This window comes from Alteromonas sp. ISO5 (genome assembly GCF_058105165.1).
Window position 1 is genome coordinate 944963 of sequence record NZ_CM176572.1, and the last position, 20007, is coordinate 964969.

Sequence of the window (20007 nt, forward strand, 5' to 3'; positions counted from 1 at the left end):
TCACAAGCCCAGCTATATTCTTCGCATAACCACAATGAATAAACAGCGTTTAAGCAAATTCAAAGTTACTTAATGAATTAATATATTTTTCAGCATCTTAGACAGCCAAAATAAACTTACTTATTGCATTAAATAAGTTTAACTGTTCAAATTGGTCTAACAAATAAAACTAACTCTAAAACACTTTGCACCGTTTACGACTGAATTCAACAACACGATGGCTGATTGTTGCTGCTATTTTTATTTTTAGCGGCGTGCTGGGCTTCGTGCAAAATTCACAAAAAATAAAAGATATTTCACCGCAAACTACCAGCAAATTGCAGTGCGAAGCCCCATTGTCGCAAAACAGTAAGGTCTTTACCGTGTACCTTACTGAGCAATCTATCGCCGAAAAAGCACTGCCCTTGCTGTGCGCCAATAAAGTAGTGCAACGTCAGTTTGGCGATGTGCAGGTCATTATCGGTCGTAACGATTTTGATACTTTCCGTTTTGTTAATCACGGCGTACCAGAGCTGACCCTGGTAAAACGTAATGTGGTCGACGCTTTCGGTGCCGACCGTATCTATCATTACGATAGCATAGCAGCTCATCCGGACTACAGTGCATATTTTATTGCATTGAGAGAAAAACCGGTACTCAGTAAAGAATATCTGCTAGGTAAACGGATCGGCATACTCGACTATCCGAGCAGTCGGTCTGGGCACATCGTGCCGAAAACCGTGCTACAACGTCTGGGCCTTAACGACTCAAACATCAAGCTCTACTACTACAATTCGCATCAGGAACTGCGCCGCGCACTGATGGCCGGAGAAGTGGATATTATCTCCAGCTACTGGGGTAAAGCCGATGAGCAGACGTTGTCGCGAAATTACATTACCTCGCTGGAAAACAGTGTGCCGGGCATGCGCTGGTATTTAAAGATGCAGGATAACAATACGGATTTACGCTGCGCCATTCAGCAAGTGATTACCGAAATATCCAATAACCACCCACGTAAGTATTACCGCGATGTGGTACTAATTAATGAGTGTAATTCAAATGAAAACCTATGACATTACACCCAACGACTGGCTAAAGGGCGGCCTCGTCACTCTCCTGCTGTTTAGTATCTTCCAATTAGGAGCCCTTGCGGGGCAAGCCAGTGCCCGCTTGTATGCCGAGCATGAGGCTATCGATAAAATAAAAGCGCGGATTAGCCTGGATCTGCAGTTCCTGGATGTGGGAAACCAAACCTTAAGAACGCCACCAAATCAGGACACCCTCAAGGCTTACCTTAATCGAATTAATACCATTCTCAGCGAGCAACGAACCGGCGTATGGCTGGTGTCACTGCAGTCGGTCACCGCCAATGCAGCAGATCAGCCTGAATATACCCGTTTAACCCAGCTGGTACTGGAAAATTCAGAACAAACCGTCAATGTACAACTGGCTACCAAACCACTTTATCGCTACCTGTCATTCAGCCCTTTGACTTTACTGGCGGCGTTATTGGTATCGCCGGCTTTTGTTAAGGTGCGAACCAGTCAACGCCGTGCGGTTAACGCAGTTGCGTTGGCACAACCGGTGCCCATCATTAAAATTACCCCGAAGCTCACCGTTAACCTTAACGAGAAAACCCTTGGCAATGGCGTCAACGATGTCACCGTGCAGCTACAAAATAAACCGTTATGTTTTTACACGGCATTGCTGCACTATTGTATCGATAACCCCAATGCAATATTACTCCACCACAAAGATATACCGCCCGAGCTGACTAACCTTGCCAGTAAAGTGTTTACGCGCCTGATGGAATTAGGCCATACCAAGCGTAAACGGCCAGATTTTAACGCTAATCTGGATAAAACCCTGAGTGAAATCCGCGCTGCTCTCGATGAGGTATTTGCCGGTTTCAGTGAAGAGAAAACCCGCTATTATCCGCCTCGTGCCCAGGGTGAGGGGTCACGTTCCAAGCAACACTCCTATGCCCTGCCGGTGCTTCATACCAGTGACATTAATATTATCGGTGAATAGCGCGATTTGTAATCAGGCTTGTACAGCGTCGGTGTGACGGCCTGATGACAGACAGTTTGCAAGCCAGGAAAACAATGGTAACCTGAACAAATGGTCAGCATTATACTGCAAAGACTCACCATTTGCCGGGAGGTCAAAACACCCCCGAGCGGCGCTATCTGATTTAAAGCCTATACTGTGGGATTGATTCGCACGGTGCATTTGCGTATCTTTGCTATAACTAAATATACGTTTTCCCACTATGCAAACACCCCTGATTATTGCAATTTCCGGTGCTTCTGGCTCTGGTAAGTCGTTGTTCACTGAGAACCTGATTAATGCTTTTTCTGAGCAAGGTCGGCCGGTACAGATCCTTCGCGAGGACCATTATTACCGGGCCCAGGACCATTTGCCCATGGAAGCGCGGGAAAAAAACAACTATGACCATCCTAACGCGTTTGAGCACGAATTATTAAAAGCCCATCTGGGCGCATTGCGTAATGGTGAGCCCATTGACTACCCGCATTACTGCTTTAAAACCCACACCCGGTTGCCCAAAACCGAACGATTGCAACCTGCCCCGGTTGTGATCCTTGAAGGCATTATGCTGTTGGCCAGGGTGGAGTTACTGCCTTTATACGACGTAAAAATCTTCATCGACACGCCACTGGATATCTGTCTCATGCGCCGCATGATGCGGGATGTAAAAGAACGCGGGCGGACCATGGATTCAGTGGCTAAGCAGTACGAAGAAACGGTAAAACCCATGTACCACCAGTTTATTGAGCCCAGCCGTTTTACCGCCGATGTCGTGGTTACTCAGGGTGGTAAAAACCAAATTGCGCTGGACGTAATAAAATCACACATACAACAAGTTATTAAGTAAAGGATTACCCCATGATAAGTTTACTGGGCGTCGCCCTGCTGTTATGTATTGCATTTGCTTTATCAAGTAATCGACGTTCCATAAACTGGCGCACCGTGGGTGGCGCTTTCGCCATCCAGGCGGCGGTGGGGGCGTTTATCCTGTATTTTGAGCCCGGTATTAAGCTGTTACTGAAAACCACCGAGTTTGTGCAGAATATTATCGACTACAGCCAGGCCGGTATTGATTTTGTGTTTGGTCCGATTGGTAACAAATCCCTGGGCTTTATTTTCGCCTTCAATGTACTGCCGGTTATCATCTTTTTCTCTTCCCTGATTGCCGTGCTGTATCACCTGAAAGTAATGAACATAATTATCCGCCTGATTGGCGGTCTGCTGGAAAAAGCACTAAAAACCAGTCGCCCCGAGTCGATGTCGGCAGCCGCCAATATTTTCGTGGGCCAGACCGAAGCACCATTAGTAGTACGGCCTTTTATCCCCAACATGACCCGTTCTGAGCTGTTTGCCATTATGGTAGGCGGACTCGCTTCCATTGCCGGCTCGGTCATGGCTGGCTATGCCGGCATGGGGGTCGAGCTTAAATACCTGTTAGCTGCCAGCTTTATGGCCGCTCCGGGTGGCCTGCTAATGGCTAAGATAATGCAGCCTGAAACTTCGGAGCCGCACAACGAACTGGAAAAAACCGAGGAAGAGAAAACCCATTATGCCAATGTATTTGATGCAGCGGCCAGTGGTGCTGCTTCAGGTTTACAACTGGCCCTGAATGTAGGCGCCATGTTACTGGCTTTTGTGGCCCTGATTGCCTTGCTCAACGGCATTATCGGCTGGGCTGGCGGCCTGGCAGGTTTCGAAAACCTGACTATTCAGCAAATTCTCGGCTTCCTGTTACAGCCGCTGGCCTGGACTTTAGGCGTGCCCTGGTCTGAGGCGCAGATAGCAGGTAGCTTTATTGGTCAGAAGATAGTGGTCAATGAATTCATTGCCTATCTTGATTTTATTGCAGCGCAGCCAGAACTGTCGCCTATCAGTCAGGCCATTATAACGTTTGCCTTATGTGGTTTTGCCAACCTCTCATCGATTGCCATTCTGATGGGCGGTATCGGAGCCATGGCCCCCACCCGGCGCAAAGAAATTGCGCAATTAGGTCTTAAGGCGGTTTTTGCTGCCACCTTGTCAAACCTGATGAGCGCAGCCCTGGCCGGTTTTTATCTGACATTGGGGTAAACTTTCAGCCGTAATCAATCCGGCTTGATATGTATCAAGCCGCCGGCATTTGCAGTACCTCAAAGCCACATTATAATTTGTAAAATCAGAACGACAGGAAAACCCTAATGAACTTAGTTGCCGTGGACTATCAGGCAGACAACGCTGCCGAGTTATTTGCTAAATCGCTGCATGAAACCGGTTTTGGCGTGTTAAAAAATCACCCTATCCAAAAACAATTGGTAGAAGATATCTACACCGCCTGGCAGGCTTTTTTCGACAGCGAAGAAAAGTTCGATTACACCTACAACAAAGGCACTCAGGACGGCTATTTTTCCAAGTCGGTATCCGAAGTTGCCAAAGGCTTTAAGAAAAAAGACATCAAGGAATATTTCCACTACTACCCATGGGGTATGTGCCCCCCTGAGTTAAAACAGCAGTTAGCAGATTATTACGCCAAAACCACCAGCCTGGCCGCTGAATTACTTAGCTGGGTAGAAGACAATGCACCAGAAGACGTTAAGGCCAATTTTAACGAGCCATTACCACAAATGATTAATGGCAGTGAGCAAACATTGCTGAGGGTGCTTCACTACCCCCCCTTGGACGGCAATGAAGAGCCAGATGCTATCCGTGCTGCAGCTCACGGCGATATCAACCTGCTAACCGTATTACCAGCAGCGAACGAACCGGGGTTACAGGTTCAGCGCAAAGACGGCTCATGGATGGATGTACCCTGCGACTTTGGTACGCTGATTGTGAACATTGGCGACATGCTGCAGGAAGCCAGCGGCGGTTATTATCCATCAACCATCCACCGGGTAATTAACCCGGACGGTGCGGATATGACTAAATCGCGCATTTCCCTGCCATTGTTCCTTCACCCGCGTCCGGACGTTAAACTGTCTGACCGTTACACCGCTGAAGCGTATTTACAGGAACGTCTACGCGAGCTGGGCGTTATTTAGCGAGCTTTATCCAATTGATTAGCGAAGCACTAACAGCTCCGCGTTTTTATGGCCGCTCGTTAGCTTCAGCGCACAAAGCATCGAGTTTTTGCAGGTATTGCCACGCAATAGCGACGGTCTCGCCATAAAACGATTGATTTACCCGGGATGCGGTATCCCTGGGCGTGTGGTAGTAATTATGCCGGCCCACACCAAGAAACAAGAATGGGATGCCCTGTTCAGCAAAGGCGGCATGGTCGCTCACCTTGCGGCGGTCCGCCAGACTCGGGTAGCGGCCTACCCGACGCTTTTCATCGGTGGCAATCATAGGCATGTTACTGGCGAGTTCGATCTCTTTGATCAGACCATTAAACGCCGGATGGCTGAGATTACCACTAACCAGCACTTCCTTGCGACCGCCCGGTTGCGAGAGCATGTCGAGATTAAGGTTCACGAAAATCAAGTTACCGCCGACCACGTCAGACGCCACAAAGGCTTTGGCCCCTAGCAGGCCATGTTCTTCGGCATCCGAAGCTAAAAACACCTGGTGGCACTGGCGTCCCCTTTGCTGACTTTGCGCAGCAAGGTACAACATAGCCGCCACACCACTGGCGTTGTCATCGGCACCGTTAAATATGCGCCTTCCCTTACGGCCTATATGGTCATAGTGAGCACTTACAACAATATAGCGTTCCAGGGTGCCTTTCAGCTGACCAACTACATTAGTGCCGGCCAGGCGTTTATTCTTGCGGGTCGCCGAAAAAGGCTGGCCATAATCGTTAAGTGCTGGCAGCGGTTCAATGCCGATTTCCGCATACCGCTCCATCAGGTATTCGCGACTCCGCCTAGACCCCTTGCTACCCACTTCGCGGCCTTCCATCACATCGTCGGCCAGCACGCTAAGATCCTGCATCCACACGGGTTCACTGGCATTCACCAGTGCACACCAGCCTATCCCCCAGACAGCAACTAACAGGGTCAATTTCACTACAGCTGTTCCTCATAATAATGGCTCAGCATAGCCAGCTTGGCAGCATAGCGCTGTCGATCGGCCGCTAATTCCGCGCGCTTAATGGCTCGAGCCAGAAAGGTTTGTGCCTCGTCAGTTTCACCTGTAGCCAACGCGGTCTTGCCCAATGCAAACAGGATCAAATGATTGGTTCTGTCTAACCGGTAAGCCCGGCGGTAATAATTGTGTGCAAGGTTAAAATCCCCTTCATCAAAGGCTTCATCGCCGCGGATCAAATGGTAATAAGGATTAGCAGCCCTCAGTTGATGCACTTCTTTGGCTAACTCGGTGGCCTGGGAGTCACGACCTGTCAGGCGAAACAAAATAGCCAGATTTTCTCTGGCGGTAAGATTTTGAGCGTCGATCTGCAGAACCTTTTTATAGGCTTCTTCAGCATAGTCATAGTGTTCAGTAAACCGGTACAGCACTCCCAGATTGATCCATGCCGCGGTAAACTGCTCGTCCTGCTTCAGGGCCGCGCTGAGATAACGAAACGCCACCGGGAAATTGCCATATACGAGTGCATTAGCCCCCTTGTTGTTGTAAAACATCGACAGCGCTCGGTTTACCGACATGGTTTCTGATTTAAATTGCTGCCCCAGCATGCGGGTGTCAAAATCTATCAGTCTTGGTGTAACGAACAAACCCCGCTTGTCGGTGACCAATACATTGACGTGACCGTTGAGCAAACTAAAACCCTGCTTGCGCGACCAGTACTCGGGAATAAACACGTCCTGTAGACTGGCATCGAGGCCGAGCCCCTTTGCCAGAGCATAGGTCATCAATGTGAGCGAGAGACAGTTGGCCTGGCGGTTTTTAAAGGTTTCTGCAACCGTGGAATTTGCATCGCCAAAGTAACTTAACCCAAGCTTCTGCTCGGCAAACAGACTATTTACCAGCTCGTCTAACGGGGTGGTTTTTTTTTGTTCAGCCGTCACCTTAATTTTTGTTAAAAACCGTTTAGCCTCTTCCGGCAGCGTGAGGATTTGGGCTGGCGACTCAATGTTTACTGACCTGGCAGCTGGAAATGCATCGGTATAAACCGGGTGTAAGTCGTTACCGTCATCGAGCTCTGTACTGGCGCATCCGCCTAGCAAGATGGAGCTGCTGAGTACGACAACCAATGCATAAACTTTCATAGGCAGGCGCCTCCATTAAAAGGGCTCCTTTAAGTTTAGCTCAATTCACACGTATTTAACATTATTTAAACACTTTAATCCGTTACTTTTCGGCAGGGATAACTTATGCTGAAAGCGTCGATTATTTATACAGCAAGTCCTCATCTCATCGACCGACGAGGAAATAAAGGGAGTCACATGAAACGGGTGGTATTCAATCAAAAGGGCGGTGTTGGCAAATCAACCATCAGCACCAATCTCGCAGCAGAAAGTGCCTTAAGAGGATATAAAACCCTGTTGGTCGATTTGGATGCACAGGGCAACAGTACCCACTATGCGGGCATCGATATTACCGAAGACACCCTCACTGTGGCCGACATGTTTAAGCAGATTGTGGGATGGTTTTCCAAGCCCCAGCCGCCCACCGCTTTTGTGCGGGAGACCGCCTTCGAAAACCTGTTTGTACTGCCGGCAGATCCCTCCCTTGCCACAATTGAACGGGAACTGGAGTCACGCTATAAGATGTTCAAACTACGGGAAACCCTGGAAGCACTGAGCGAAGAGTTTGAACGCATTTATATTGATACACCACCCAACTTTAACTTTTACTCAAAAGCAGCCCTAATTGCTGCCGATGAGTTTCTGGTACCGTTTGATTGTGATCATTTTTCCGCCCAGGCCATTGAGCGTTTGCTGGAAAATGTCATGGAAATCAAAGAAGACCATAATCAGTCACTGGCACTATCCGGTGTTGTTATTAACCAGTATAACGCTCAGGCCAAGTTGCCAGCGGCGTTGATTGGTGAGCTACAGGAGAAAGGCCTGCCGTTGTTTGAAACGCGTTTGAGTAGCTCTGTGAAAATCAAAGAGTCGCACTCTCATCGCACGCCGCTGCCGTTTTTAATGCCCAGCCATAAGGTTACCAAACAAATCGCGGCGTTATTTGACGAAGTAGAAGGTGGCTGAGCCTTATCGGCTGACTAGACCGTTACTGTCTGGCTAATATCCAACAACAAGGTTGCGCCTAAACCAAGGAAAATCCCCCCCACCAACTGCTCCTGACGCACTGCGATGCGGGGGTTTCTCGCCATCCAGCGCCCCAGTTGATGAGACAGTTGCACCACCAGCAAATCACAACACAATGCGATAATACTGAATAGCAGCCCCAGTATCAGCAAATCGGTGATCAACACATCGCCCGTCGCATGGGTGAACTGCGGCAGAAAGGCAATAAAAAACAGCGCAGTTTTGGGGTTACTCAGTTCTACCAGCAAGCTTCTGGAAACTATCCGCCGGGTCGATGCCTGAACCGGCTTGCGCAGGTGTGGCGCGGCTGCAAACCGTATTGCAGTGACCCCAAGATAGATTAGATACAGCGCCCCCAGCACCTTTATCACCGTAAAGACCACAGGTACATACGCTATAACGGCCGCCAGTCCAAAAGCCGTGGCAATGGCATAACTGGAAGACCCTACTGCCATACCCAGTGCTGCCGCGGTGCCGCCGGTACGGCCTGAACCCAGCGTGCAAGCCATAATGTACAGATTGGAGGGGCCGGGCGACAAACTGATGATCAGCGTTGCGACTACAAAGGCCATAAGGGTATCAGGCGTTAAAGTCATAAAATGAATAACTTATTATCTTGGAAAAATGAAATGTGTAAGGTGAATACGGTGTAGTCTACCAGCAAACTCGGTTAAAAGGAGTGTGCCGATGTTCACCCTGTATCAATATTTACTCTGCCCGTTTTGCGTGTGCGCCGATTGGTAAACTATACCGATATTCCTCACGAGAAGGCACTGCTGCTGAATGACGATGATGAGACCTGTCATCAACTGATTGGTAAAAAATGGGGCCTATTTTGCGACTCGATGACGGCAGCGCAATGGGCGAGAGTCTGGATATAATGAACAAACCCCTTGTCCCTGGGGCTCGCTGACAAACCGCTGCCACTCAGGCAACTGGCAGATGAAGTCACCTTACTGCTTAGCGAGTACAGCAGTGACATGAACAGCTTGCTATTCCCGCGTAATATCCTTATGACCAACCGGAGTTTGCAACCGCTTCAGCCCGTGATTATTTCCAGGCGAAAAAAGAAAAAATGATGGCCATGACCTTTACCGAAGCCATGTCGTAATCAGAACACTATATTGCCCGGGTAAATGGCATGCTCAGTAAACTGCCGCCACTCAAGGCAACCACCAGATTTGGTGAGGATGATGTGCTGATATTCCCGCACTGAATAACATCCACTTTTACTGGCAGCAAGCTGCTTAATCCTTAAAAGCCAATCCTTTATGGGCCGCCAGGCCCGTTTCCCATTCCGTTTTGGCAAATTGTCGCGAAACATAAATCTCTAACTATACTTTAGTCCAAGCGGCGGGAAATAAGCCAAAAGATATCCCTCAAACACCGCTGTTATAAGCCTAGTTAACCAAGATACCTCTGAGTTGTGTAGTCCAGGGTCTTTCTGACGAGCAGACTATGAATGGATTGATACGTTTATCGATAGTACACCTGACGCTACTGTGTATCGGCCTGATTGGCGGATTAATGCTGGTTATGACCGGCATCGCAGTCAACAAAAGCCTTACTCAGTTACACCAGGCTGAATTGGAAACCCGCCTGGTTGAATTAGTTGATGCGGTTGAAAAAATTGCCCATAACCATGCTGTGGAGCGGGGGCTAACCGCTGGTTTTCTGGGCTCTGGCAGTGAGCAGGCGCGGGCAACAGTCCTCGAACAACGGCAAAAAGCCAGTGCTTCAGTGGATGCTTTGCGTCAGCTTGCAAATCAGGACTGGCCTGACTCACTCAGTATTCAACACCAGCTCAACAGCCTGTTTGCTATGCTGGACAACAAAACTGTCATTCATCAGCAAGTCGACAGGCGTGAAGGCAGCAAAGCTTTCGCTTATTACAGTAAGGTCAACCGTATGGCGCTCGACACCGCCAATACACTGGTACTGAACATTACCAACAGCGATGTGAGCAATACCATTGCTCACGCCCTGACCCAGGCTTGGCTGAAGGAGCGTCTCGGCCAATTACGAGGCAAAGTTAATGGCGTACTGGCCAGCCAGCGCATCACTGCGCAGTTAGCCGATGACCTGTCTGAATACCATGACAACATTGAATATCTTATTACTGTGCAAAAAAATGCCTTAACCGGCCAGGAACTGACTGACTTCAATACCGTTGCCAGTTCCTCACAAAAAGCGTTTATGGATAAGGTTTACCGCGCTTTAGTTGCTGAATCGGTTGATTTTTCGCAACTTCCGGCCGCTGCCGACTGGTTTGGTCAGGCGACGGCCCAGATTGGCCTGGTGAAGGAGTTGCTGGACTACACCTGGTTAGAGGTAAAAGCCAGTGCAGAGGCAGAATACGAGTCAGAGCTCACCAGCCTGATTGTGCTGGTTTCGGTAACTGGAGCGGTATTTGCAGTGGTTATCCTACTGGTCATCACCCTGATCAAAACCCTTAACTCCCAGCTGTCCACACTGACTTACAGGCTCAACGAGATCTCCCGCAGCGGCGACCTCACCATTAGCGTTAAACTCAATAGCGACAATGAACTTGGCGTTATCTCCAGAGCGGTTAATCAAACCTTACTGGCTATCCGCGATTTGATTACGGGCCTGGCTAAATCGGTAAATACCAGTACCCGGCTGGGCGACAGCGTAGCCGAATCGGCCGATACCATTCACCACGAGTCGGAGCAAACCCAGCAGCGGGCCATGAGCATAGCAACCGCCATTGAACAGATGACCCAAACCAGTAAAGAGATTGCTCAGTCAGCCTTTAATACCCTGGAGTCGAGTCAGGCCCTGGACAAACTGGCCGACGAGGCAACCCAGGCCAATAACACCATTAAAACCTCGATCCACAGCCTGACAGAACAAATGCAGGATGTAGAAAACAGCGCTAAAACCATGGGCGAACACTTAAGCGAGATCAGCGGTATTCTCGACACCATCAACAGCCTCTCTGATCAAACTAACCTGCTGGCGCTGAATGCTGCTATTGAGGCTGCCCGGGCCGGTGAGCACGGACGGGGCTTTGCCGTGGTGGCAGACGAAGTCAGGCAACTGGCCACCGCCAGTCGTGGCTCATCCGATAAAATTTCATCGTTACTCGATACACTGGCGCAAGTGAGTAGCAAAGTTATCAACGGGGTCAGCCAGAGCGCAGACGCCGCGCGCACATCACTCAACCTTACCGAAAGCGGCGAGCGCACTGCGAACACCGTTCGCGAAAGCGCCATTAACGTGGAGATCCAGGCCAATGCGATGTCGGCCGCCGCCGAACAGCAATCGGTGACCTCAGACCAAATTGCTAAGGATGTCATTTCGGTGCAGGACGCCGCTATCCATCAGGTCTCGATTGCCGATGAGCTCAAAGCACTGACAACCGATCTACAGTCAAACAATGCGCTTCTGGAGCGCACCATGGGTAATTTTAAGTATTAGGCTAATGTCCGCTTTATGACATACTGGGAATGATAACAACAAAAAGGATGAAACATGCGAAAACTGATTGTGTTACTCACACTTACCGGTTTAGCCGCCTGTAGCGGTGAAGCACCTGTTAGCTCAGACACAACGGCTTCACATAGCCAGCAACCAACGGTTCAAACCGCCAGTTACAATGTGTTGTTTGGCGGTACCGATGTGGGTGATATGACCATCAGCCAGTCCGGCCCCCTGATTGAGATCAGCTATGGATTTAGCAATAACGGCCGTGGCGCCAGCAGCGAAGAAACGTTATTACTCTCTGAAGCGGGCCTGCCAATCAGCTGGAACATCACCGGTAAAACAACCTTCGGTAATCAGGTTAATGAAACCTATGAGTTAAAAGACGGCCAGGCCAGCTGGACCTCTGCCGCAGGCAGTGGCGAAGCCGATGCCAGCAATGAGCCTATTTATATTGCCCAGAATCCCAGCCCTTATGCGCTGTATACCTACGCTAAAACAGTGCTCGATGCCGGTGGTGAGCCCTACCCTGCATTACCGGCCGGCCAGGTAACCGTTACCCCGAAAGAATCTCTTACCTTACAGGGCAAAGACGGCGAATTAGCAGCTACCCTGTATGCCGTTGGGGGTATCGACCTCAACCCAAGCTATATAATACTCGATGAACAACAGCAATACGTGGGCACCGTATCACCACGTTTCGCACTGTTGAAAGCAGGGTTTGAGGATGAAGATAGCCGCCTGCGCGAACTTACGGCAACGCTCAATACTCAGCGTTATGAAGACATCGCCAGTAACGTAACTCATGAATATGAGCAACCGGTGCGGGTTAACAATGTGCGTATTTTTAACCCTGAGTTACTTAGTCTGACAGACCCGGTATCGGTGGTCATGACCGGCGATACCATTACCGCCATCGAAGACGTCCGGTCGGCGCCTGACACCGATGAAGTATTTATCGAAGGCGAAGGCGGCACACTGGTGGCAGGACTCTACGACATGCACGGTCACGTTGGTGATAATCAGGCGATCATGAATGTCATGGCCGGCGTTACCGGCATTCGCGATATGGGTAACGAAGACGACGTATTGTCGGACCTGATAGATAAGATTGACCGCGGCGTGCTGATTGGCCCTACCATTACCAAAAGTGGCTTTATTGAAGGCGTAAGTGAATTTAGCGCGGCAACCGGAGAACTGGCAGACAGCAAAGACAAAGCGCTGGAGCTGGTCAGACACTACGCCGAAAAAGGTTACTGGCAAATTAAAATCTACAACTCCATGAACGGTGACTGGGTTGAAGATATGGCAGCAGAAGCCCACCGGCTGGGTATGCGGGTAGCGGGCCATGTACCGGCGTTTTACCGCGCCGACCAGATGATTGAGGCAGGTTATGATGAACTGACTCATATCAATCAGATTATGCTCGGCTGGGTCCTCGGACCGGAAGAGGACACCCGTACTCTGTTCAGAATTACCGGCATGAAGCGCTTTGTTGATTTGGATCTCAACAGCGATAAAGTGCAGCATACCCTGAAGCTAATGGCCGAAAACAACATTGCCCACGACCCCACCGCAGTGATCCACGAATATGCCATGACGGGCCGTAACGGTATTACCAACTTCGCGGTGCGCGATTATATTGATCACATGCCCATTAGCGTCCAGCGGTCGGCTAAATCCGCCATGCTTAACGTTGCCGATAAAGCCGAGGATGAAGCTTATCTTAGCGCTTACCAGAAAATTCTCGATACTTTGGCGTTAATGCACGAACGTGGCATTCTGTTGGTGCCCGGCACCGACATGGGCGGTGCTTTTTACCTGCATCGTGAACTGGAGTTGTTTGAAAAGATCGGTATGACCGCAGCCGAAGCACTGCGGCGCGGTTCCTATGATATGGCGCAATATCTGGGCCACACAGAACGCGGTTCTATTGAAGTGGGTAAACAGGCCGACTTTTTTCTGGTTCCCGGTGACCCAACCGAGGATCTGAAGGCCATTAAAACCATCGCCATGGTTGCCACTCAGGGACGCATCTACTTTCCCTCCGAGGTTTATCCTTCGTTTGGCATACAGCCATTTACCGAAGTACCTAAGGTGCATGCTCCCGATTAAACCGGGTCGAATTTAACCCGTTAACAAACATTTACAGTTTTGCTTCCGCCAGCACTTTAATTACTGGCGGAATGCTATATGTTTAACACTGGCACAAATCTGCCCGGGCGATACTCAACGCTAATAAAAAGATTAAGGATGACAAAAATGACAGTAATCAAACACCTCACCAAAGGCCTGAAACTAGGCGTTGGTGTGCTGGCACTCAGCGGTTTATACATAACTGCTGCGTTTGCCAAAGACGACATTAATATCGACTACGAAAAATTTACCACCGATAACGGCCTCACCGTTATTGTTCATGAAGATCGCAAAGCACCGGTTGTCGCCGTGGCAGTGTGGTATAAAGTGGGTTCAAAAGACGAACCCGAAGGTAAATCCGGCTTTGCACATTTATTTGAGCACCTGATGTTTAACGGCTCAGAAAACTACGATGATGAATGGTTCGGGCCATTACAGGAGGCTGGCGCTACCGGTCTGAACGGCACCACAAACTTCGACCGCACTAACTATTTCCAGACCGTTCCTACCCCTGCACTCGATCGGATTTTGTGGATGGAATCCGACCGTATGGGGCATTTGCTCGGTGCGGTAACCCAGGAAAAGCTCGATGAGCAGCGGGGTGTAGTACAAAACGAAAAACGCCAGGGCGAGGATCAGCCCTACGGCACCTTGTTTAATCATGTGGTTGAAGCCCTGTTTCCCAATGGCCACCCGTACAATCATACCGTTATTGGTTCAATGGATGATCTGAACTCGGCTTCACTGGACGATGTAAAAGCCTGGTTTAATCAGTATTACGGGCCTAACAATGCCATTTTAGTGCTTAGTGGCGATATTAACGCCGCCGAAGCCAAGCCTTTGGTAGACAAATACTTTGGCGATATTGAGCCGGGCCCGGCCCTGGCCAAGTGGCAATCCTGGGTACCTGAGCGTAAAGCCAATACACGCCAGGTAGTGCAGGACAAAGTACCGCAAACCCGCATCTACCGGCTATGGGTGTCGCCTGAGAACACCAGCCCCACCGCCACAGACCTGTTTATTGCAGCCAGTGTGTTAGGCGATGGCAAGAACTCGCGAATGTACAAAGAACTGGTTTACGACCAACAGATCGCGACCAATGCCTCAGTGTTTAATTATGAACTTCAGATGGCATCTATCTTCGGTGTCAGTGTGGACGTAAAAGCCGGCGAAGATCCGGCTAAAGTTGAACGCGAAATGGATAAAATCATTGCCGAGTTTTTACGTAAAGGCCCAAGCCGTGACGAAGTAGAACTCGTATCCACCAAGCGTCGCGCCTCAATTATTCGAGGCCTTGAGGAAGTTGGCGGCTTTGGCGGTAAGGCCGATACGCTGGCTACCGGCGAATACATTGCCGGCGATCCCAATTACTTTAAAACCGAATTAGAAGAACTGGCTGATTCCACCCCTAAAAAAGTTAAAGCGGCCGCCCAGCAATGGCTAGGGAATGGTTGGCATCAGATTACCTTTGTGCCTTTCGAAGAGCATACGGCCAAGGCTGAAGGCGTTGACCGCAGCACTGGCCTGCCATCGATTGATGCAGAAACTCAGCTGAGCTTCCCTCAAGTCACTGAAACCGAGTTGTCCAACGGCATAAAGGTGGTGTTTGCGCAGCGCTCTACGGTGCCATTAGTGAATGTAGCAGTGCAGTTTGATGCCGGTTATGCCGCCGATGCAGGCGGCAAACTTGGCCTCGCCAGCTTTACCGCCCGTATGCTGGATGAAGGTGCTGGTGACTATGACGCACTGGAACTGGCCGCCGAACTGGAACAACTGGGCACTAATTTAAACAGTGGTTCCAACCTCGACACCACCACCGTCAGCATGTCGATGCTAAAAGAGAACATGAAACCGTCACTGGCCTTACTTGGTGATATTCTTAAAGATCCAACCTTTGACAAGGAAGAGATTGAGCGCCAACGTGCTCTTATACTAAGTAATATTGCTCAGCAAAAGACCCGCCCGGTAAGTATTGCCCTGACCCTGCTGCCGCCACTTATTTACGGTGACGACCATGCCTACGGTATCCCGTTTACCGGCACGGGGACGGCTGAAGATGTACAGGCGGTCACCCGTAGTGATTTGGTTGACTTTAAAAATACCTGGTTACGGCCGGATAATGCCACCATCTTCGTTGTAGGTGACACCACCTTAAATGAGATTAAACCGGCCCTTGAGAAAGCGTTTGGCAAGTGGAAAGTATCTGGCAGCAAAGGCAGCAAGCAAATCGCCAAAGCCGAACTGCCTGAACAGGGCCAGGCCATCATTATTGACCGCCCGGGCTCTCAGCAATCGCTTATTCTGGCTGCCCATTTAGCGCCACCCACAGGCATCGACAACAATATTGCCATTGAAGCGATGAACCTGACATTAGGCGGCGCTTTCACTGCCCGGGTAAATATGAACCTGCGTGAAGACAAGGGCTGGTCTTACGGCGCTTATACCTTCCTGCAGGATGCCCGTGGTCAGCGCCCGTTTATGGTGTATGCACCGGTTCAGACCGACCAGACCGGCCCGTCTTTACTGGAGCTGAAGAAGGAGCTCAATGCTTACCTGGGTGACAAGCCGCCGATGGCCACGGAGCTTGAGCGTGCGCGTCTGGATGAGGTACGGTCCCTGCCGGGGCAGTTTGAAACAGCTGACTCTGTGCTGGGGAGCCTGCTTTCCAGTAGCCGTTTTAATCGCCAGTATAACTACCCGGAAACTCTGGTAGAAAAATACAACGGCCTTACGCTGGACGACCTCAATGAAGCCGCAGCTCAGGTGATCCATCCTGATAAGCTTACCTGGCTTATTATTGGTGACGCCGAAAAAATTAAAGCTGAAGTGGAAGCCGCCGATCTCGGCCCGGTTTCGGTACAGAGTATGAATAGTCTGTAATATCCGCGCTGCCAGCGGCAAATGCCGCTGGCAACTTCCTTTCACTATTTCCCTGGGGTTTACTCCCCCGGTGTCATACCAGCTGGCTCTGCAGCGAATGCGGAGGATGTTCAGCAGTTAATCCACCAAATTAAACGGCATCAGGGCGATGATGATAATTCTGGTTGGCCATTCTTATGGCAGACTGGTAGCAACCGAAGCCGCACAATTAATGCCGCAACTGATCAAGAGGGTTGTGTTGCTGGAACCTACAGTGCGCAATCAGCGCAAAGAATTTAATGCTATCGACCGTGAGCGTATTGCCAATTCAGAACAAACAATGCATGTTCGCTCAAAATCGGTTTCGCCCATAACCACATAAAGATAATCCTGAACTTGTGGCCCTGTCGATATTGCAACTCACACAAGCAATCCACTAAGCCGGCACAGTCTAAACCAACCCTTTGCAGCAACATTCGTAGCATTTAAACAAGAAAACCCACTCTGTTAGCCAGGGTGGGTTTTCTGAACGTATAAATCAATAGGGCTTAGTACTGGCTGAAGCTATACTTAACCGTTAAGCCCACTGTACGCGGCTCCTGCAAAGACGCTAAGATAGCGGTGTAGCCTGCAAATCCGGAGTCTACGCCTTCAGGATAACCCAGGATGTTGTAGTCACGACCATACGTATAGGATTTGTCATCAAAGACGTTTTTCACATACGCCTGCACGCTAAAACTACCAAATGAAACGCCAGCTCTAAGATTTACCTTCTGTAGATCAGGCGTTTCGGTCAGATTAGCTTCACTGGTGTACATGCCTGATTTGTAGCTGTAATCAATTCGGGCAAAATAATCATACTCACCAATAAAGTCGCTGTACTGTAGACCAACATTGCCTGATTGCTTTGATACGCCAGGCATTTCATTGCCTGAAAAGTCGGTATAACCCACCAGACGAGTCAGGTTAACACTGGTGAATTCCTGAATATCAGAACCAATATAAGCCCCGCTTGCGTTCAACCGCAGATGACTGGTGAGCATCCAGTTTATCTCGCCTTCCAGACCGCTAATTTCCACCCCGCCGGTATTCGCATAACCGGCATAAGTTTCCTGCAAACCACCGACCACAATGGTGCCATTCAGTTGGTTGGTCTGATTCGTCCAGTCTGCAAAATAGGCGTCAACCACATAGGTCATAGAGCCATCCAGCGCAGAACCTTTTACACCAATTTCGTAGTTATCTACTTCCTCGGGCTGTACCGCCAGGGTAATACCGGCTTCTTCTGCCGCAGCACGTACTTCTGGCAGATAGGTTGAAAGCACAGTATTAAACCGGGAAGGGTTTACCCCTTTTGAGTAAGTCACGTAAGCCATCAAATCATCGTTAAATTTGTAGTCCAGGATCACGCGCGGTAAAAAGTTATTATAGGTTGCTTCAGCTTCAAGCTCACCGGTTGCAGTTTCACTGGACACCTTATCACGCTGATAACGGCCTTCGGCACTCAGCGTCGCTTTATCGGTAAACTCATAGGATAAACCGAAGAACAAACCGGTGGTCTCGTTGAAAGCAGTGCCGCCCTGAGCCGGTGCAAAAGTGTAATTAAAGAATGGCTGATAAATAGTGTAACCCGCACCGGTTTGCGACTCAGCGTCAAGATAACTAAGGCCTACAGTACCTGTTAACGGACCATCGCCTGCGTAACTTAAGCGTAACTCCTGAGAGAAGTCTTCAATCTGACGTTCCGACATATAGGCAAAGTTGTAGTCACTGGAATAGTAGTGGTCGATGTCATTAATGATCACCCACTCTTCGTCATTCATACCGGTGAGAGATGAGACAGTAAAACCGCTGTCACCGATCTCATAATCCACCACCAAATGGGCATGATAGGTTTCCCGTTCCATACCGTAGTCGTTGATATCCAAATCCGTTAAACGCAGTGAAGGAATTTTAAGTGGCGAGTCCTCGGGTAAATGCGTGTTATAGGAAAGCGGATCGATTTTATCTGGCAACTGGCCACAAATATACGGGTTGCCACCGTTGATTTCACAGTTGCTTTGTCCCTGTACCAGTCGGTTACCAGAATAATCATTAATGTTGTAGGCTGCGATCAGTGCCGAGGCCGCCGGACCATCCTCATCGTGCGAGTAGAAGCCAAAGGCTTTAATGGTTAAGTCTTCGGTTGGCGTTGCCAGCACATACAGATTCCCCATAGTCGTTTTCTGATCACCCAGCGTGCCACCATCGGGACCATGGTTATCCCAGGCACCGTCTTTTTCATAACTTTCAACTGAGGCTCTAAAAGCAAGAGCATCGTCAATCAGAGTCCCTTCGAATTCGCCTCGAAAGCGCGTAAAGCTATAGTTTCCGACGGTCGCTTCCATTGAGCCAGCCCATTCTTTATTAGGCTCTTTGTTTACCACATTCACTGCACCAGCAAAGGTATTTCGACCGAAATAAGCAGCCTGCGGTCCACGCAAAATCTCAATGCGTTCCGGCGAACCAATAGACGATACGGCAGTAGTGGAAGACACTGGCACACCATCAATAAACATAGAAGTGGTTGCTTGAGAACCACTTGGCGTAAAACCCCTTAAAATGAAGGTTTGCACAGAGCGGTCAGTTTTACCCGAATAGTTATTGGAAACCACCAAACCAGGCGCATTATCAGCCAGATCACTAATCTGAATAATACCCCGCTTTTCAATATCGTCACTAATAAGCGCTGACACAGCCAGAGGAACTTCCTGGATGCTTTCAGAACGTTTACGGGCAGTCACCTCAATTTTCTCAATCTGGGGTTCAGCCCCTTTTTCATCTTCTCGTGCAAGTGCTGGCTGAATAGCACTGATGACGACACCAGCTACCAGACTATAACGCATGGTTTTATTACACGTTGTTCTCATTAAATTTCCTCACAATATCTTGTTGAGTCTTGTTTTATTGCTTTGTATACAGAATCCGGCGGCATAACTGTCGGTATTCCTGATAGGTCTAGAGCGTCTTGAGATACGCAATAATTGCTTTACGCTGAGCTTCATTGGGTAACCCGGAAAAGCTCATAATATTCCCAGGCACCAGCTGTGCAGGGCTCTGCAGCCACTGATCTAAAGTCGTTTCATCCCAGCTAAAATCCGTCTCACTCAACGCCTTTGAATAACTAAATGTGGCCAGACTGGCGGTATCCCGACCGACAATCCCCTTTAGACTCGGGCCAATTTTTATGCTGGGCTGGTCGTTGGTGGTATGACAGGCCTGGCAAACCACAAAGAGTGATTTCCCTTTGGCGGCGAGAGGCTCAAGCTCTGCAGCCATTGTCCTGGTTATGCCCATCAAGGCCACGAGTAAAGCGAGTACAAGTTTTGAGACCGTTATTATATTCATAAGC

The 20007-nt window shown here is 49.4% G+C and carries 16 protein-coding genes; 10 read left to right on the plus strand and 6 right to left on the minus strand.

Annotated features, from left to right (window positions below):
- Positions 1 to 266: 266 nt before the first annotated feature.
- The 5 genes from AC2T0J_RS04260 (at position 267) to AC2T0J_RS04280 (ending at position 5045) form a co-directional block, all read left to right on the plus strand.
- Positions 267 to 1052: a PhnD/SsuA/transferrin family substrate-binding protein gene (locus AC2T0J_RS04260; protein ID WP_489808932.1), complete on the plus strand. Its 786-nt coding sequence runs from the start codon at positions 267 to 269 to the stop codon at positions 1050 to 1052.
- Positions 1024 to 2010: a hypothetical protein gene (locus AC2T0J_RS04265; RefSeq protein ID WP_489808933.1), complete on the plus strand. Its 987-nt coding sequence runs from the start codon at positions 1024 to 1026 to the stop codon at positions 2008 to 2010. The genes AC2T0J_RS04260 and AC2T0J_RS04265 overlap by 29 nt, the downstream gene beginning before the upstream one ends.
- Positions 2011 to 2251: 241 nt before the next feature.
- Entirely contained in the window at positions 2252 to 2875 is a 624-nt protein-coding gene (gene udk, locus AC2T0J_RS04270) for a uridine kinase (protein WP_489808934.1), read from the plus strand.
- Between the two features lie 11 nt (positions 2876 to 2886).
- Positions 2887 to 4098, plus strand: a complete 1212-nt coding sequence (locus tag AC2T0J_RS04275) for a NupC/NupG family nucleoside CNT transporter (RefSeq protein ID WP_489808935.1) — start codon at positions 2887 to 2889, stop codon at positions 4096 to 4098.
- Between the two features lie 107 nt (positions 4099 to 4205).
- Positions 4206 to 5045: an isopenicillin N synthase family dioxygenase gene (locus tag AC2T0J_RS04280; protein ID WP_489808936.1), complete on the plus strand. Its 840-nt coding sequence runs from the start codon at positions 4206 to 4208 to the stop codon at positions 5043 to 5045.
- 46 nt (positions 5046 to 5091) lie between these two features.
- Here the strand turns inward: AC2T0J_RS04280 and AC2T0J_RS04285 are convergent, their stop codons facing one another.
- Positions 5092 to 6012 carry a M28 family peptidase gene (locus AC2T0J_RS04285; RefSeq protein WP_489808937.1) on the minus strand — a complete coding sequence of 307 codons (921 nt, stop codon included), beginning with the start codon at positions 6010 to 6012 and terminating at the stop codon, positions 5092 to 5094.
- Positions 6012 to 7172, minus strand: a complete 1161-nt coding sequence (locus tag AC2T0J_RS04290; RefSeq protein ID WP_489808938.1) for a tetratricopeptide repeat protein — start codon at positions 7170 to 7172, stop codon at positions 6012 to 6014. The genes AC2T0J_RS04285 and AC2T0J_RS04290 overlap by 1 nt, the downstream gene beginning before the upstream one ends.
- Before the next feature lie 177 nt (positions 7173 to 7349).
- Between AC2T0J_RS04290 and AC2T0J_RS04295 the strand changes: the two genes are divergently transcribed.
- Complete coding sequence (locus tag AC2T0J_RS04295) at positions 7350 to 8117, plus strand: ParA family protein (RefSeq protein ID WP_489808939.1); 768 nt, start codon at positions 7350 to 7352, stop codon at positions 8115 to 8117.
- 14 nt (positions 8118 to 8131) lie between these two features.
- On the opposite strand, the gene AC2T0J_RS04300 is transcribed toward AC2T0J_RS04295, so the two are convergent.
- Both AC2T0J_RS04300 and AC2T0J_RS04305 read right to left on the minus strand, forming a co-directional pair.
- Positions 8132 to 8773 (minus strand): LysE family translocator, encoded by a 642-nt coding sequence (locus AC2T0J_RS04300; RefSeq protein ID WP_489808940.1) that lies wholly within the window; start codon positions 8771 to 8773, stop codon positions 8132 to 8134.
- 523 nt (positions 8774 to 9296) lie between these two features.
- Positions 9297 to 9419 (minus strand): hypothetical protein, encoded by a 123-nt coding sequence (locus AC2T0J_RS04305; RefSeq protein WP_489808941.1) that lies wholly within the window; start codon positions 9417 to 9419, stop codon positions 9297 to 9299.
- Positions 9420 to 9635: 216 nt separating this feature from the next.
- On the opposite strand from AC2T0J_RS04305, the gene AC2T0J_RS04310 reads away from it, so the two are divergent.
- The 4 genes from AC2T0J_RS04310 (at position 9636) to AC2T0J_RS04325 (ending at position 16998) form a co-directional block, all read left to right on the plus strand.
- A complete protein-coding gene (locus AC2T0J_RS04310; protein WP_489808942.1) occupies positions 9636 to 11618 on the plus strand; it encodes a methyl-accepting chemotaxis protein in 1983 nt (660 codons plus the stop codon).
- A 54-nt stretch (positions 11619 to 11672) separates the two neighbouring features.
- Entirely contained in the window at positions 11673 to 13736 is a 2064-nt protein-coding gene (locus tag AC2T0J_RS04315) for an amidohydrolase family protein (RefSeq protein WP_489808943.1), read from the plus strand.
- 147 nt (positions 13737 to 13883) lie between these two features.
- Positions 13884 to 16637, plus strand: a complete 2754-nt coding sequence (locus AC2T0J_RS04320) for a M16 family metallopeptidase (RefSeq protein WP_489808944.1) — start codon at positions 13884 to 13886, stop codon at positions 16635 to 16637.
- Positions 16638 to 16785: 148 nt separating this feature from the next.
- Positions 16786 to 16998, plus strand: coding sequence for an alpha/beta fold hydrolase (locus tag AC2T0J_RS04325; protein ID WP_489808945.1), 213 nt, complete (start codon positions 16786 to 16788; stop codon positions 16996 to 16998).
- Between the two features lie 166 nt (positions 16999 to 17164).
- Here the strand turns inward: AC2T0J_RS04325 and AC2T0J_RS04330 are convergent, their stop codons facing one another.
- A complete protein-coding gene (locus AC2T0J_RS04330; RefSeq protein WP_489808946.1) occupies positions 17165 to 19525 on the minus strand; it encodes a TonB-dependent receptor in 2361 nt (786 codons plus the stop codon).
- Between the two features lie 88 nt (positions 19526 to 19613).
- Positions 19614 to 20003 (minus strand): c-type cytochrome, encoded by a 390-nt coding sequence (locus AC2T0J_RS04335; RefSeq protein ID WP_489808947.1) that lies wholly within the window; start codon positions 20001 to 20003, stop codon positions 19614 to 19616.
- Positions 20004 to 20007 lie beyond the last annotated feature (4 nt).